This is a genomic window from Treponema berlinense, from assembly GCF_052273165.1.
GTDB lineage: Bacteria > Spirochaetota > Spirochaetia > Treponematales > Treponemataceae > Treponema_D > Treponema_D berlinense_A.
The window spans coordinates 139,064-153,634 of sequence record NZ_DAVZIU010000002.1 but is presented as its reverse complement, the minus strand read 5'-3'; the positions used below and the strand labels follow the sequence as shown (position 1 = coordinate 153,634).

General features: G+C 39.4%; 11 protein-coding genes. 3 read left to right on the top strand and 8 right to left on the bottom strand.

All coding sequences use genetic code 11. The features are described from left to right. Positions 1-279 precede the first annotated feature (279 nt). Positions 280-1,524, top strand: a complete 1,245-nt coding sequence (gene tyrS, locus ACT6XC_RS01880) for a tyrosine--tRNA ligase (protein WP_443737201.1) — start codon at positions 280-282, stop codon at positions 1,522-1,524. 126 nt (positions 1,525-1,650) lie between these two features. Here the strand turns inward: tyrS and ACT6XC_RS01875 are convergent, their stop codons facing one another. The 5 genes from ACT6XC_RS01875 to ACT6XC_RS01855 form a co-directional block, all read right to left on the bottom strand. After that, entirely contained in the window at positions 1,651-4,215 is a 2,565-nt protein-coding gene (locus ACT6XC_RS01875) for a penicillin-binding protein 1A (RefSeq protein ID WP_443740602.1), read from the bottom strand. Positions 4,216-4,448: 233 nt separating this feature from the next. Then, entirely contained in the window at positions 4,449-5,444 is a 996-nt protein-coding gene (locus ACT6XC_RS01870; RefSeq protein WP_443740601.1) for a hypothetical protein, read from the bottom strand. A gap of 144 nt (positions 5,445-5,588) precedes the next feature. Next, on the bottom strand, positions 5,589-6,557 hold the full coding sequence (locus ACT6XC_RS01865) for a M23 family metallopeptidase (protein ID WP_443740600.1): 969 nt from the start codon (positions 6,555-6,557) through the stop codon (positions 5,589-5,591). Beyond that, positions 6,544-6,960, bottom strand: coding sequence for a hypothetical protein (locus ACT6XC_RS01860; RefSeq protein WP_443740599.1), 417 nt, complete (start codon positions 6,958-6,960; stop codon positions 6,544-6,546). The genes ACT6XC_RS01865 and ACT6XC_RS01860 overlap by 14 nt, the downstream gene beginning before the upstream one ends. Positions 6,961-7,028: 68 nt before the next feature. After that, a complete protein-coding gene (locus tag ACT6XC_RS01855; protein ID WP_078929727.1) occupies positions 7,029-7,202 on the bottom strand; it encodes a 4Fe-4S binding protein in 174 nt (57 codons plus the stop codon). Positions 7,203-7,529: 327 nt separating this feature from the next. Between ACT6XC_RS01855 and deoC the strand changes: the two genes are divergently transcribed. Continuing rightward, positions 7,530-8,204 (top strand): deoxyribose-phosphate aldolase, encoded by a 675-nt coding sequence (deoC, locus tag ACT6XC_RS01850; RefSeq protein ID WP_443737196.1) that lies wholly within the window; start codon positions 7,530-7,532, stop codon positions 8,202-8,204. Positions 8,205-8,218: 14 nt separating this feature from the next. On the opposite strand, the gene ACT6XC_RS01845 is transcribed toward deoC, so the two are convergent. Beyond that, a complete protein-coding gene (locus tag ACT6XC_RS01845) occupies positions 8,219-9,154 on the bottom strand; it encodes an MBL fold metallo-hydrolase (protein ID WP_443740598.1) in 936 nt (311 codons plus the stop codon). Positions 9,155-9,217: 63 nt separating this feature from the next. After that, positions 9,218-10,288 carry a PTS transporter subunit IIC gene (locus tag ACT6XC_RS01840; protein ID WP_443740597.1) on the bottom strand — a complete coding sequence of 357 codons (1,071 nt, stop codon included), beginning with the start codon at positions 10,286-10,288 and terminating at the stop codon, positions 9,218-9,220. Between the two features lie 201 nt (positions 10,289-10,489). Between ACT6XC_RS01840 and ACT6XC_RS01835 the strand changes: the two genes are divergently transcribed. After that, positions 10,490-11,716 (top strand): pyridoxal phosphate-dependent aminotransferase, encoded by a 1,227-nt coding sequence (locus ACT6XC_RS01835; protein ID WP_443737193.1) that lies wholly within the window; start codon positions 10,490-10,492, stop codon positions 11,714-11,716. A 122-nt stretch (positions 11,717-11,838) separates the two neighbouring features. Here ACT6XC_RS01835 and greA read toward each other — a convergent pair whose 3' ends face one another. Next, complete coding sequence (greA, locus tag ACT6XC_RS01830; RefSeq protein WP_443737192.1) at positions 11,839-14,556, bottom strand: transcription elongation factor GreA; 2,718 nt, start codon at positions 14,554-14,556, stop codon at positions 11,839-11,841. Between the last annotated feature and the right edge of the window lie 15 nt (positions 14,557-14,571).

Genomic DNA, 14,571 nt, shown 5'->3' with positions numbered 1-14,571 from the left:
TATCTCAAAAAATGCTCTGATTGAATAGAGATAATTTTTTTATTAAAATGAGAGAATGAAAAAAAGAGATTTAAATCCTCTTAACTTGCAGGATTTTTTCAGAAAAATTTATAATTTTAAAGATTGAATTTAGTTTTTTCGATTGATTTAACGCGGCAGGGGCTGGAGTGGCGGCAAAGCCGTTCCAAAATTTATTTTGGAATAAAACCACGCAAGACCCGTTTTTTGCGAATGCAAAAAGCCGCCCGATAAAATTTTCTGAAATTTGGGAGATATAAAATGAATAAAGCACTTGAAACTTTAAAAGAACGTGGTTTTTTTGCTCAGTGTACGGACGAGAAGGGACTTTCAGATTTGATGGATAAAGGACCAGTTACTTTTTATGTGGGGTGTGATCCGACTGGACCTTCTTTGCATATTGGACATATGGTTCCTTTTTTTGCCTTAAGACATTTGCGCGCTGCTGGACACAACGGAATTGCTCTTATTGGTGGCGGAACTGCAAGAATCGGTGATCCGTCTGGAAAAACAGAAATGCGTAAGATGATTTCTTATGAGCAGATTGATTCGAATGTTGAGCACATTAAGGCTCAGCTTGATAGGTTTATTGGTTTTGATGGAAAAACAGCTCTCAGCGAAAATAACAAAAATTGGCTTGCTGACTTGAACTACATTGATTTTTTGCGAGATATTGGTTCTTGTTTTTCTGTAAATAAAATGCTTACTTTTGAAGCTTATAAGCAGCGTCTTGAGCGCGGACTTTCTTTTATTGAATTTAACTATCAGCTTTTGCAGGCTTATGACTTTTACTGTTTGCATCAGCGGCACAATGTTGTTTTGCAGATTGGTGGCGATGATCAATGGGGAAATATTACTGCTGGAGTTGATTTAATTCGCCGTAAACTTGGTGGAACTACAGAGCTAAATGCTCAGCATCAGGCTTATGGTCTTACATTCCCATTGATTACACGTTCTGACGGTAAAAAAATGGGCAAGACAGAAAAAGGAGCAATCTTCCTCGATCCTGCCCTTACTCCTGTTTTTGACTTTTTCCAGTATTGGCGCAATGTTGCTGATCCTGATGTTGAAAAATTCTTTAAATTGTTTACATTTCTTTCGCTTGATGAAATTTCCAGTATTTGTTCAGGCAATATCAACGAGGCTAAGGAACGTCTTGCTTACGAAGTTACTTCTCTTATTCACGGAAAAGAGGAGGCAGACAAGGCTCTTGCAGGTGCAAAGGCTGCTTTTAGCGGAGAAGGAGACAAGTCGCATATGCCGACAGTTGAACTTTTGAAGGCGGATCTGGAAAAGGGGCTTGGACTTCTAAATCTTTTTACTACGACAAAACTTACTGCGTCTAATGGAGATGCACGCCGCCTTGTTCAGCAGAATGGAGCCGCTGTTAACGGAAATGTAATTACTGACGTAAAATACAGCGTAACTTCAAAAGATTTGGATTCTGACGGAGAACTTGTGCTTCGCGCGGGAAAGAAAAAGTTCTGCCGCGTTGTATTTAATTAGAATTTTTTGACAGAACTTTTTGAAACAGCTTGAATAAAAAAATCCGGTTTTAGGACATTTTGTCTAAGACCGGATTTTTTTTGTTTTATGTAGTTATTTTTGTGCGGAAACTTTCTGTAGTTTTTTTTAGTCCATGAGATAGTTGTAATTTGGCGCTGCTCCATTTTCGTCAAGTTCCTGACTGTCTGTTGGACTGAGTTTTGTGTCAAATACGCCAAAATCTCCGCTTTGAAGTGGCTTGTCGAGGTTGAATGAAAGAGTAGAATTGTCGCGAATTATGAGTTCGCTTGCAAAGCCTGCCTTGTAAAGTTCTTTTTCCAGACGGTAAATTCCGATCGTTCGGCTTGAATTTGCTGTTGAATGAACCGAGCAGACTTGTGTTGGCTGCGTTCCTTCAAGATACCAAGCTGTAACTTTGTGGTTGCCACATTCTGGAGTGAGAATTCCACCGCTTACAGAGCAGACTGTTGCTTCGATTACGCCAGTTGCTGGTTTTGAAAAGTCTTTCATAGGAAGACCGTTGTGGACTTTTTTCATGTAATCGGCCCAGGCATAGCCAGAAAGAGTTGAACCTGTGAGCTGAAGTCCGAGCGACTGGCCTGGTTTGTCGAATCCAAACCAGAATACAGAAGTGTAATATGGCGTAAAGCCGACAGCCCAAGCATCTGCCCAGTTTTGGGTTGTACCTGTTTTTCCTGCGGCAGGAATTTTGTATAGGCGTCCGTTTGAATCTCTGTAGCGGAGTTTGTCTCCGTTTGAAGAAGGACCTGCAAGAGTTCCAGAACGTACGGTGTTCTGTAGCAATTCTGTCATGACAAAAGCTGTCTGTGGCGAAATCACCTGTGCTGCCGAACCCTTTGCCTGTAATGCGGTTCGAACTTCTTTTTCTGGATTTAAGATAACGTTTCCATTTTTGTCTTCTACCGAACGTATCGCAATTGGAGTTACTTCTTTTCCGCTACTTGCAAATACAGAATATGCTCTTGCAAGTTCTATCGGTCTTACAGAGCAAACTCCAAGTCCAATCGGATAACCAGGAACAAAACCTCGGTATGGAACTTCTTCTTTAGGAATTCCCAAAAGCTCGATTGAACGGTTGATTCCAGCTTCAAAACCGATTCCATCAAGAACTTTGAGCGAAGGAACGTTCATTGAGTGGGCGAGCGCATACCAAAGTTCAACATCGCCCTTCCATTCGCCACGGAAGTTTTGAGGAATATATGGTTTTCCGTCAGCCGTGTGGAATACGACTGGCGTGTCTGAAATTATCGAAGTAGGAGTAAAATTTCTGCTGTCGATTGCGGCAGAATAATAAAGTGGCTTAAAAGCAGAACCTGGCTGAAGTTTTGCCTGTACGGCACGTATAAATTGGTTTTCGCTGTCGAATTTGCTTCCTCCAACAAGTGACGTAATGTAGCCTGTGTCGTTTTCGAGGGCAATCATCGTGCCTTCGATTGTAGTTTTGCTTACCTTAACTTTTGCCTGCTGATTAGCCTTGTTTACGATTCCGAGTTTTAGAGAATCGACTCCAAACATGAGCGACATGACGTCCATAACAGGATTTATCTGGCTTGTATAAGTTGCCTTTGAAATGGCTTCGTTGCGCTGTTCGCTTACTTTTAAGCTGTTTAGGTTAAATGTAAGGGCAAGCAGTTCTGTCATTGGCGTATAAACAGAAAAAGCTTGGTTTGTCCGTTCTCCAGTTGAGCGCTGGTAAGTGCGGTTTGCGTAGCGGATATATCTGTCCATTACATCCTGCGCAACTGCCTGATTTTTTAGGTTGAGGGTCGTGTTTACTGTAAAGCCGGAAGAATAAATATCTTCAGTTCCGTAGATGAGGTTTCCAAGTTCACGCCTTACATATTCCGAAAACCATGGCGCGTTGTCGTCGTGGTTGAATACAGCCGCCGTAGCAGTTCTTGTGTAGTCAAAACCTGCCCAATAGTCGTCAAAACTTTCATCTGCCTGTTCTTTTGAAATATATCCTGCGCTGACCATTGTGTTTAAAACATCTTTCTGACGATCCATTGCGCGGTTTGGATATTCAAACGGATTGTAAAAGGCTGGGTTTGAAAGTTGAATTACGAGAATGGCTGCTTCTGCTGGAGTAATTTCTGTTGCATCGTGACCAAAATAGTATTTTGACGCAGCACTTACGCCATACGTTCCACCACCAAAATAAATTTTATTCAGATAGAGTTCTAGAATTTCGTCTTTTGTGTAGCGCCTTTCCATTTGAATTGCCCACCACAATTCCTTTAATTTTCGGCGTATAGACATGTCTGTTCTGTCGCAAAAAAGAGTTCCTGCAATCTGCTGTGTTAAAGTTGAACCGCCTCCAAGCGACATTCCTGTGAGTTTTCCGAAAACTGCACGAAAGAGAGCTTTTACTGAATATCCGTGGTGGCTGTAAAAAAGTCTGTCTTCGCGCGTTATAAGGGCATCGAGCATACACTGTGGCAAATCCCTTATGCTGATTATTTCGCGTTTTTCTTCCGAAGCGAGTTCAGTTATAAGTTCTCCATTTATGTCTAAAAGTTTTGTTGGAAGCGAAGTTGAAAATTCCGTGAACTGTTCATTATCTTTTATAAATTTTGTATTGCTCAGTGCAAGTCCAAGACCTGCTCCAAAAAAAATGGCGCAGAAAAAAAGGCCGAAGACAAACACGTATGTTGACTTTTTAATTTTCATATTCTTATAGAATAAGAAATTACGGCTCTTTAGTCAATGTAATGGATTTGTTACCTTTGAATTTATAAAAAAAGACCGGCGTTAGATAGCCGGTCCATGCCCATCAGGCAGTCGGGCTCAATGGGTGGGAGGGGATAATTGACGCCCGACAATATATATATCGTCACTTTATTTAAAAATCTTTAACTGTTTTTTATTTTTTTGTGAGGAAAATAAGAAAATCTAAAACAATTTTATTCTTCTTCGGTTACAGAAGCGTCAATGTTTAGGTTTACAGAGTACGAGCGACCGTTTATTGCATCAAATGTTTTTGTAATTTCGTAGTCGCCGATTGTAAATCTTACAGTGTGAGGTCCTTGTGTAATTGCAAAAGACTTTTTTGGAGAAGAGATTTCTTCACCGTCAAAATAAATAGAAGCGTTTTCTGGCGATAGAATTTTTACTTCAGGCTCAATTCCACGAAGAGCAATCTTTAACGAAGTGAGTTTTGCCTGTTCTACAATAAAAGTGCGGACTTCGTTTCTGAAAGTTTCTCCAGTTACGAAAAGGTGATGTTCGCCTTCTCGTAAAAGCATTTTTCTGGGAACTGACGGAATAAAACTGTCGTCAATGTAGATGCTGAAATTTTCGTTTTTTTCTTCTGGTTTTGAAATTTCAAGACTGAAATAACCTTCGTTGCTCAAAACAGGTCTTGCCGTAACCTGAATATGTGCATTTTCGAGTTCTTCGGGAGCGCCCTTCATTGCAAGCATATAGCGCAGAAAAATTATTCCGTTTTCCGCAGAAATTTTTTCTTCAAGAATTTTTGCATAAGGATTATTTTTAATGTTGAATTTTTCGTTTAGTGGAATGTAAATCGTATTGACGATTTTTCCAGGAATTGTCGATATGCTTGTCCTGCTTCCTGCATAATCTATGATCTTTTCTGTTGGAAGCGGAGAAATTCCGTCATAAAAGCTATATGCAACGCTGTCCCGCCACGTTGTCATTATTTGAGGAACTTTCATTGTAAGTTCAAGTCCTGTAACAAAGGTTTTGTCTTTTGGAAGTTTTATTGCAAGCGCGTCAAAAATTCCAAGGCTTGCAGAAACTTCGCTGTAATTCTGCGGAATTGAGATTACATGTGTTTTTGCAACGCGAAAATTTTCCGCATAAAGCGCAAAAAAATTTGCCGTAATCAGCAACAGAGAAAATAGAATTATTTTGCATGGCTTTTTACAGTTTTTCATAAATCTTTCCAAAAGTAAAAAAAATAACATTTATTTTATAACTATAAATATTTTACAGTATACTATTTTTTATGTATATAAAACATAATGCAAAAAAAATAAAAAATCTAAAAAAAATCTAAAAAATGGAGATATTATAAATTTTTAGTTAAAATTGATGATTTTTCCGGGATCTGTCGGACTTCCGTCTTTTCTAAGTTCAAAATGAAGATGGGGGCCTGTGCTTGCGCCGCTCGATCCTGATTTTGCTATGAGTTCGCCGGTTTTGACTTTTTGACCTTTTTTTACAAGAATTTCGGAAAGATGAGCATATACGCTTGTTAAATTGTTGTAATGTTGCAAAATAACGAAGTTTCCATAAGTTGAGTTAAATCCGCTCTGACTGACTTCTCCGCTGCAGCAGGCAAAAACGCTACTTTTTAATGGTGCTGCCAGATCTATTCCCGAATGAAATTTCCATTTTCCAGAAATCGGGCTTACTCGGTAACCGAAACTGCTTGTTAAAACATTTGTTGAAAGCGGACTTACAAGTTTTGTATCAAGAAAAAAAAGCGCTGTTGTCGGATCGAACCTTTCATTTTTAAAAAAATAGAAAATTTTTTCGTCAATTTTAAAAATTTTTGCGGTTTTGATTTTTTCTTCAGTCATATATTTTTTGAAAAGAAGCTGTTCCCAGGCTGAATCGGGATTTTCTGGAATAAAAATTCCGTTAAAGGTGGAAGCGAGGATTATTTTTCCAGAAATTCTTGAATCTGCCGAAGAAAATCTGTTTAACGTAGCGAGCGTGTCTTTGTAAACTGGGCTGAGCCTTGAGGAAAGCCAAATAAAATCCATATTTTGAGGTACGAGGATTTTATAAAAACTAAAAACTTGGTTTTGAGAGGAAGTTTTTGTGGAAACTGAATATTTTGAATTAAAGACTGCTTCTTCTAAAAATTGCCTGAAAATCAAATCTTTTGAAGCGTCTGGAACTTTTATAAACGGAAGTTTTTCTGAATTGATTTCAAAAATCTCAGTTGAAAGCTGTTCTTCGTTTGAAAAAGCATAAAAAGTCAAAAAAAAGAGCAGAGCTGGTAAGAAAAAGAATTTTTTGATTTTTTCAGAGTGAATCATTTTCTGAAAAGTCTTTTGTTTTTTGCGAAGGCTTAAATATGAACGAAACAAAGCCGTAAAGAAAAAATGCAAAGATGATTTCAAAGATTGTAAAAAGCCTTTTACCTGCAAAGACTAGAAAAACAAAGCCTAAAACTGTAGATGAGATTATCAGGAATTTTGTAAAGAAAATTAGGGAATTTTTAAGTCCAGCAGAGCGGATTTTTAAAATAAGCCAAATAAAAAATAAAAAGCAAGCGATTGCTGTAACACAGAGGGTGTAGGTCTGCGGAAGTTTAGTTGCAAAATACCATAAAGGATAGACGAGCGCTATTCCGACGAGTGCGCAAATTGCAAGAAGTGCCAGAACCTTTAAAATTGAATTGAGAATCTGGCTGTAGCCTTTTAAAATTTGTCTGAACATACATACAAATATAAACAGACAAAAAAAAATCTGCAAGAGTAATTCTTACAGATTTTTAGAATGTAAAACTATTCTTCTGAAATTGCTGTTGCTGGACAAACGCTTGCGCAGGTTCCGCAACTTACGCATTTAGAAGAATCGATTTCGCGATGACCGTCGTTTTCGCTGATTGCTCCAACTGGACAGTCTGGTTCGCAGGTTCCGCAGTTTACGCATGCTGAAGGATCAATTTTATAAGCCATAATGTACCTCTTTTTAAGGGAAGTTTCCCAAATTCGATTGAAAAGCCAAAACAGTTTGATTCAATCTGTTTATAATTTAGCATATAAAATTTTCCTAAACAAGAAAAATAAAGGCAGATTTGAACGAATTAGACTGTGCTAACAAAAATCGCAATGAAATCGAGTTAGCGATTGTAGCGGCAGTCTTGTTGCGTAGTGAAACGGAGCAATGGAGGCGAAAGCCGGAACCGCGGAAAGCGCGGCGACAACTTTGTTGGCGAAACTCCAATAAAAATTTTAAGAATTATGTTATAATAAACGCTGTTTTTTTTATAAACGGGAGAAAATATGGAAAGAAAAGAAATTGCGAAATTTATTGATCATACTCAACTTTCTGCTTGTGCTACAGAAAGCGACATTAAAAAACTTTGCGAGGAGGCTGTAAAATACGGATTTGCGAGTTGCTGCGTTAATCCTGTTTATGTTCCTTTTGCGGCGGAAATTTTGCGCGGAAGCGGAGTTAAGGTCTGTACTGTGATCGGTTTTCCTCTTGGGGCGAATTCTGTTGATGACAAGGCGAGTCAGGCTGCTATGTGCGTGAGCGAAGGTGCGGACGAAGTTGACATGGTTGTAAATCTAGGTGCTGTAAAAGACAGGCGCTGGGAAGAGGTTTTTGAAGAGATTTATGCGGTTCGCTGTGCAATTGATGATGTTGATTGCGGTGAAAATAAAAAAATCGTCGAAAAAGTGATTCTTGAAACATGCTATCTTAATGATGAAGAAATTGTAACGGTTTGCGAAAAAGCAAAAGAAGCTGGCGCTGATTTTGTAAAGACTTCAACTGGATTTGGAACTGGCGGTGCGAGCGTTCATGCCGTTGAATTGATGAGAAAAACTGTCGGAAAAGACATGGGAGTAAAGGCGAGTGGCGGAATCCGGACTTTTGAAGACGCTGTGGCAATGCTAGACGCTGGTGCAAACAGACTTGGTTGTTCTGCCGGTGTAAAAATTGTTGAAGGCTGAGTTTTTTGCGGAAATCAGGCGAGAGACCAGTACATCAAGTTGTCTTTGATTTCGTACTTGATTTTTCCGCAGTCGCTTAGGGAACTTAAATATGAGCGCAAGGTACAACCTATAAGGACGTATTGGCTTAGTTTGAGAGAAATTCCATTTCGGGTGCTTACATTTTGGAGAAGTTGTTCTGCCGTTTTTGGAGTTTTTAATTCGTCCAAAATCATATTTTCTGTTTCGAGAAGGGCAATGAGGTTTAGTTCGACCAGTCCTTCAATTTCTTCGACGCCATGACCGTGCCCTGGAACATAAAAATCGGCTTGGATTTTTGAGAGGGTCAAAAGGCTTTTTTTTGATTCTTCTTCGTTAAAAAGATATTGAATCCAGTATTTTTTTATTGCATCGCGTCCGCTCAGGCAGTCGCCTGCAAAAAAGATTTTTTTCCCGTCTGTATCGGTGATTAAAAATCCTGTCTGGTCGATGTAATGACCTTTGAGCGGAACTGTCTGTACGTGAATTTTATCTTCAATGTAAAAATCTGAGCCGCTTTTAAATGTTTTGTCGGCAATGCAGGGAGAAGCCGTAAAATACTTTGTTTCGAGTTCTTTTACTGGCATTCCTCCCCAGATTAAGCCTGTTTCGAGAACAGGACACTCCATGATTGCGGCTTCGCCAGTGCTTGCAATAATCTGGCATCCGGTTTTTGAGCGTAAATATTCGTTTCCGCCGCAATGGTCTGCATGCGAGTGCGTGTTTATTACGGATTTTATTTTGGGAGAATTGAAAGAACTGTTTACTGTTTCGAGTATTGCCTTTGCATAGCGTTCATCGTTTCCGCTGTCGATTAAATAAATATTTGTAGAGGAATCTGACTGCTTTAGGGCTATAATTCCGATATTTGTTGGCAACGCAAGAAGATAAATGTTTTTTGAAAGTTCAGTAAATTCAGTTTTTTCGTTCATTTATTATTCTCCCGTAAAAAATTTATCTAATACAAATCTCAATTTTTATATTATAGAACAGTTTTAGTTATTTTCCAAAACTAAATCGCCGTCTTTTATCCAATCGAGTTTTCTGAAAAAAATTCCAAAAAGCCAGGTTAAAATTCCTGGTAAAACAAAGCATACGAGGATAAGTCCAAGCCAGTCGAATCCTGAAGGCGTAATTGCTGACGCCCCGTGAGAAAGCGCTGCCTGAGATGGATTGAACCATCCAGAAATGACGCCGATTTGACCTACTAAACCGCAGGTTCCCATTCCAGAGCTTACAGCTGCTCCGTTCATTTCCATTTTGAAAATGCAGGTTGCAACAGGACCTGTGATGAGAGAAGAAAGGCAGGCGGGAATCCATATTTTTGGATTTTTGATGATATTTGGCATTTGGAGCATGCTTGTTCCAAGTCCCTGGCTCAAAAGTCCTGACCAGCGGTTTTCCTTAAAGCTTAGTACTGCAAAACCGACCATTTGCGCGCAACAACCAGCAACTGCGGCTCCTCCAGCAAGACCTGTAAGACCGAGTGCTGCGCAAATTGCAGCTGAACTTACTGGCAAAGTGAGCAAAACTCCTACAAGAAGCGAAATTATCATTCCCATTAGGAAAGGGCGGAGCGTTGTTGCCCAGACAATTATGTTTCCAAAGGCGCTTGCTGCTTTTCCAATATATTTTGCTGTAAGAACGGTTAACAAGGCTCCTGTTAAAAGCGTGACAAGCGGAGTAACGATAATATCAACCTTTGTTTTTTTGCTTACGAGGCAACCTGCTTCTGCTGAAAGAATTGCGATAAAAAGAACTGCAAGAGGTCCTCCAGCTCCACCACTTACATTTGCTGCGCTTCCTGTTGCTGCAAGCGTAAAAAGAACAAGGGCAGGGACTTGCATTGCAAAACCGATTCCTACGGCCATAGCCGCTCCGACAACATGAGCATCTGAAGCGAAAGAGCCTGCATCAACTAAAAAAGTAAAAATTGGATTTGAACCAAGCCGCAAAAGCTGCTGACCGAGAGTTTTTACAATTGTTCCGATTAAGAGCGAAGCGAAAAGACCTTGAGCCATTCCACCCAAAGCATCAATAAGATACCGTTTGACGTACTTGTTCATAACGTCCTCCTGTAAACACCGCGTTAGCGGGAGAAAATATGGTGAGTGTCATTGATATACTTGCTGATGCCGAAAAATAATGGTCATCCCAAACGTAACATCTGAATTTCCTGTCTAATTTAGCAAAAAATCAATTAAAATTCAATTTATGCCTTGTTTTATCTTTGAGAGATTTAAATAAAATGATATAATAGTTCTGTTATGTTTTTTCATGGTGGAACTAATTCAAGAAGACTGAATGATTATTTGGACTTTTCTGCTAACACAAGTCCTTTAGGAGTTCACAAGGCTGCTTCGCGGGCATTGCTTGCGCTCTCGTTAAATCCTGACATTATTGCGGCTTATCCGGATCCAAATTGTACGGAACTGAAAGAATCTCTTGCTAAATACTGGAAATTTGACGGACCTATTCTGTGTGGTTCTGGCGCTGCTGATATTACCCAGCTGATTTCGATGGTTTTTGGAAAAAATGTTCAGGGAACCGCTTTTAACCTGATTGTGGAACCTGCCTTTTCTGAATACGAAAATGCGCTTTTGATGGCGTGTAGTGAAGAAAAAATTCTTCACCTTACCCTCGAAAAGAAAAACGACTTTGTTTTTACGGAAGATGATTTTCAACATCTTGAAAAAATTCTTTCTGGCGGAGTTCCGCTTATGTTTATGGCAAGTCCTTCAAACCCAGCTGGCAACGTAATGCCTTTGGATATGATTGTAAGAATTGCCAGGCTTTGCGAAAAATCGGATACTGTCCTCGTTTTGGATTCCTGTTTCTGCCAATTTAGCGAAACTGCCGAAAAAAATGTTCGCGCGCTTATAGAACGTGCTACTGAATTCCCTCATCTTATAATCCTCAACGCATTTACAAAATTTTACGGAATGGCCGGGCTTCGTTTGGGATACGCACTTTGCTTTAGTTCCAGCGTTTATAATCCTCTTGTAAATGCAATGCGTCCGTGGACAATCAGTACAGACGCCCAGGTGACTGGTTCTGCGGTAATGCAGGCAGAAATTGAAAGCAACAGTTGGCACCGTCAAATGCTTAAACTTGTAGCCGAAGAACGAAAATATTTGTCGGATTATTTTGAGTCAATCGGAGCAAAAGTTTTGCGTGGTGAAGGAAATTATATTCTCGTTCAGCTTGATGAAAACTTACAGAAAACTGCATTGGATTATGCTTCTGGTGCAGAGCATGCAAAAGATAAAAAAGGTCATAACGGACCTAAAAAGCAGTCTTTGGTCAACGAAGAAGATTCTGCGCCGAATCCGTTTAAGGCGCCTTTGTGTCAGGCTCTGGCAATGTCAAAAATCGTAATTCGCGGTTGTTCGGATTTTTATGGAATGGATTTAAGCTGGTACAGAATTTCGATAAAAGCCCACGAGGAAAATGTTCAGCTTGTAAAGGCTTTGAATAAGATTTTTAAAAAATAAGACTTTAGAATTGCGGGCAGAATTTATTATTAAGTTCTGCTCTTTTTATTTATTCATTTTTTTTGCAAAAAAAAGGCTGTCTTCAAAGTTTTCAAACTTCCAAGACAGCCTTTTTTTATATTTTATTTTGCAAGTTTAATTGATTTTACAGTGTAGTCATTTTCATGTTCGTTGATTGTAAATTCAAGTTTTTCGCCGACTTTTGAATCGAGAATGGCATTACCAAATGGCGACATGTAAGAAATGATTCCTGCATCAGGATCTGATTCCCATGGTCCCATGATAATGTATTTTTCGTCTTTTCCTGTAGCGTTGTTTGTAAGAACGACTTCTGTTCCAAAAGAAACCATCGAAGTTGTAGCAGTTGTCGGATCGAAGATAACTGCACGTGCAAGTTCGCCCTGAAGACGGTTCAAGTCGTTGTTGAGCTTGTGCTGTGCTTCTTTTGCTGCGATATATTCGGCGTTTTCTTTCAAGTCACCTTTTTCCTTTGCATCTGCAACTTCTTTTGCAATTGCTGGAATATCAACAGTTGTCATTTTTGCTTCGAGAGCCTTTTTCTCGTCGAGTTTTGCCTTTGTAACGAGCATTCCTTTTGGAGCGTTTGTCTTTTCTTCTTTTGCGCGGAATTTGTAATCTGGATACTTAGAAAGAATTCTGTTACGCAAAGCCTGCTTGTAAATGCCTTCAAGGTTAACAATGTCATCAACAAGAGTGTAAAGGTGAGTCATTGTGTCCATGTCGCATGAAAGCATGTAGTTTGCATAAGCGTTTTTGCCATCAAAAATCAATTTGATTGCGTTTTTAATGATTTTTTTGTTTTCTGTAGTATCAACGTGATTTTCAATTTCGCGGTAAGCCTGATCGATAAGGTTTACGATTGTAATCAACTGTTTCTGATAAGAAATTCCAGACTGTTTGAACCATGCGTCGTCCTGACATTCTTCAAAGAAGAAGAGAACTGCATTGCGGTAGTCGCGGAAACTTTCGAATACTTTTACTGCGAGTTTCTGAACTTTTTCTGTATCGCCGTTTTCAATAACTTCGTTGAGCATTTTTTTGCTCAGAACTGTCGGGAAAAGTTCGATGTACTGGTCAACCCAATCAGGCAAAAGTTTTATCTGGTTGAGGAAGTCTGCCTGGAAACTTGTATTTTTTGTGTCTTTAAGAAGATTGTACATTTCGCGAGGGTTGTCAATATCGCGGTAGAGCTGTTCAAAAGTGTAGTTGAGCTGAACTGCCAGAGAAGGCATGATAGCACCTACTTTCTGAACAATAAGGTAAGAAGCTACAACCTGCTCGTTTGCCTGATGCGCGCCTTTTACAAATCCTTTGAAATAGTTGTACATATCCATGAAGAATTCGCTGTCTCTATCAGCTTCTTCGTTTTTGAAAAATCTCATGAAAACGTCTGCACGTGGAGTGAACTGCTTTTCAGCCTTGAATTCGTTGCTGAGTTTTTCTTCGGTAGAAATTTTAGCATCACGAACAATGTATTCGTTGATGTTGTTTGGATTTACACCAAAAATCGGGTTTGTTTCGAGAGTTTTCTTTGCGGCTGTGTTCCATGAAGTCCATTCTCCAGGAGTCAAAATTGAAGGAACGAGTTCCGATTTGATTCTCTTGAAGTCGCAACTGTTTCCGAAAGACCTGATTATGATTTTGAGAGCCTGTGTTTTGTCGCGGTTGTTCTTGAAAATTTTCTGTAAATCGTCCTTTGATTTTGTTGCCTTGAGAACCCAGATGTGGTCGCGGGCAAGAGGTTGGAGGGCGCTTACTGCCATTTTGAGAGACATCTGTTTAACGCCGTTTTTTCTTCCAAAGTTGATGAAAAGGTTATCGTTTTCTACCTTTGTAATGATTCCAACGCCCCAGGTTCTGTGGTAAACGAAGTTTTTTGCACCGAAAGCAATGTGCTTTTCAAAATCGTTGATTGCTTCAAATACGTTGCGGAAATTCTGCGTAAGGTTTGATGAAGCGATAAAGTCGTTGACATTTGGATTTTTAGCGTATTTTCCCTGGAAGCAGGCTGCAATTTCGTTTCTTGCCCAATAATCTTTTGGATCGATTCTGAGGATGATTTTGAGGATTTGAATTGCAATATCCCATTTTTTAGGATCTGAAGGTGCATTGTCTTTGTAGTACGGATAAAGGTCATGAAGAAGAAGAGCGCTTTTTTCTGCGCTGATCGATTTTTCTACCTTGCGTTGTACGAGAAGGAAAAAGTCAATTTCATCAGGAATCATAGAAACGAGTTTTGCCCAAGTCTCTTTTAAAGCAGTCATGTTGTTTGCATAAACAAAGCGTAGAAGGGCTTTTTTGCAATAAGCAACGGCATTTTTTACATCGCCCTCTGCTTCGTAATGTTCTGAGAGAATTTTTGCGATCTCTGCTTCTTCAACGTCAATTTTTACAATTTTTTCGTAAAGAGCCCAGGCTTTTGGATCGTTTGCCGCGCGGTAAATATCTGCAAGTGTGCGGAGGGCAAATTTGTTATTAGGATCAATGTCGAGAATTGTTTCGCAAAGATAGGTTACAACCGGTTCTTTGTAATTTTTCTGGAAAATGTCTACAAGAGTTACCAAATTTGAATTGTCAAGATTTCCCTGTTTTAAATCGAGAATTCCCGAAATATAAAGCGCAATGATGCTGTCTTTTGTGTGAGAAAGCTGTTCATCACAGATTGCTTTTATTTCCGCAGTGCAATCTTCTGCTTTTGCTTTTTCGATGATTTCAGACAACTCAATAAGGTTGTTCTTTGTGTAGTTGCCGATTGCTGCTCTTGTCCAGGTTGCTTCTTTGAGCATGTCCTGTACTTTTGTAACGATTTCTGCAGACATTTTATACTCCTGTAA

What these genes read in the sequence shown, in the direction of transcription:
- ACT6XC_RS01865 (WP_443740600.1), bottom strand. Translation starts at nt 6,557, where the DNA reads ATGATTCACTCTGAAAAAATCAAAAAATTCTTTTTCTTACCAGCTCTG.
- ACT6XC_RS01855 (WP_078929727.1), bottom strand. Translation starts at nt 7,202, where the DNA reads ATGGCTTATAAAATTGATCCTTCAGCATGCGTAAACTGCGGAACCTGC.
- greA (WP_443737192.1), bottom strand. Translation starts at nt 14,556, where the DNA reads ATGTCTGCAGAAATCGTTACAAAAGTACAGGACATGCTCAAAGAAGCA.
- ACT6XC_RS01870 (WP_443740601.1), bottom strand. Translation starts at nt 5,444, where the DNA reads ATGAAAAACTGTAAAAAGCCATGCAAAATAATTCTATTTTCTCTGTTG.
- ACT6XC_RS01875 (WP_443740602.1), bottom strand. Translation starts at nt 4,215, where the DNA reads ATGAAAATTAAAAAGTCAACATACGTGTTTGTCTTCGGCCTTTTTTTC.
- ACT6XC_RS01840 (WP_443740597.1), bottom strand. Translation starts at nt 10,288, where the DNA reads ATGAACAAGTACGTCAAACGGTATCTTATTGATGCTTTGGGTGGAATG.
- ACT6XC_RS01860 (WP_443740599.1), bottom strand. Translation starts at nt 6,960, where the DNA reads ATGTTCAGACAAATTTTAAAAGGCTACAGCCAGATTCTCAATTCAATT.
- deoC (WP_443737196.1), top strand. Translation starts at nt 7,530, where the DNA reads ATGGAAAGAAAAGAAATTGCGAAATTTATTGATCATACTCAACTTTCT.
- ACT6XC_RS01845 (WP_443740598.1), bottom strand. Translation starts at nt 9,154, where the DNA reads ATGAACGAAAAAACTGAATTTACTGAACTTTCAAAAAACATTTATCTT.
- tyrS (WP_443737201.1), top strand. Translation starts at nt 280, where the DNA reads ATGAATAAAGCACTTGAAACTTTAAAAGAACGTGGTTTTTTTGCTCAG.
- ACT6XC_RS01835 (WP_443737193.1), top strand. Translation starts at nt 10,490, where the DNA reads ATGTTTTTTCATGGTGGAACTAATTCAAGAAGACTGAATGATTATTTG.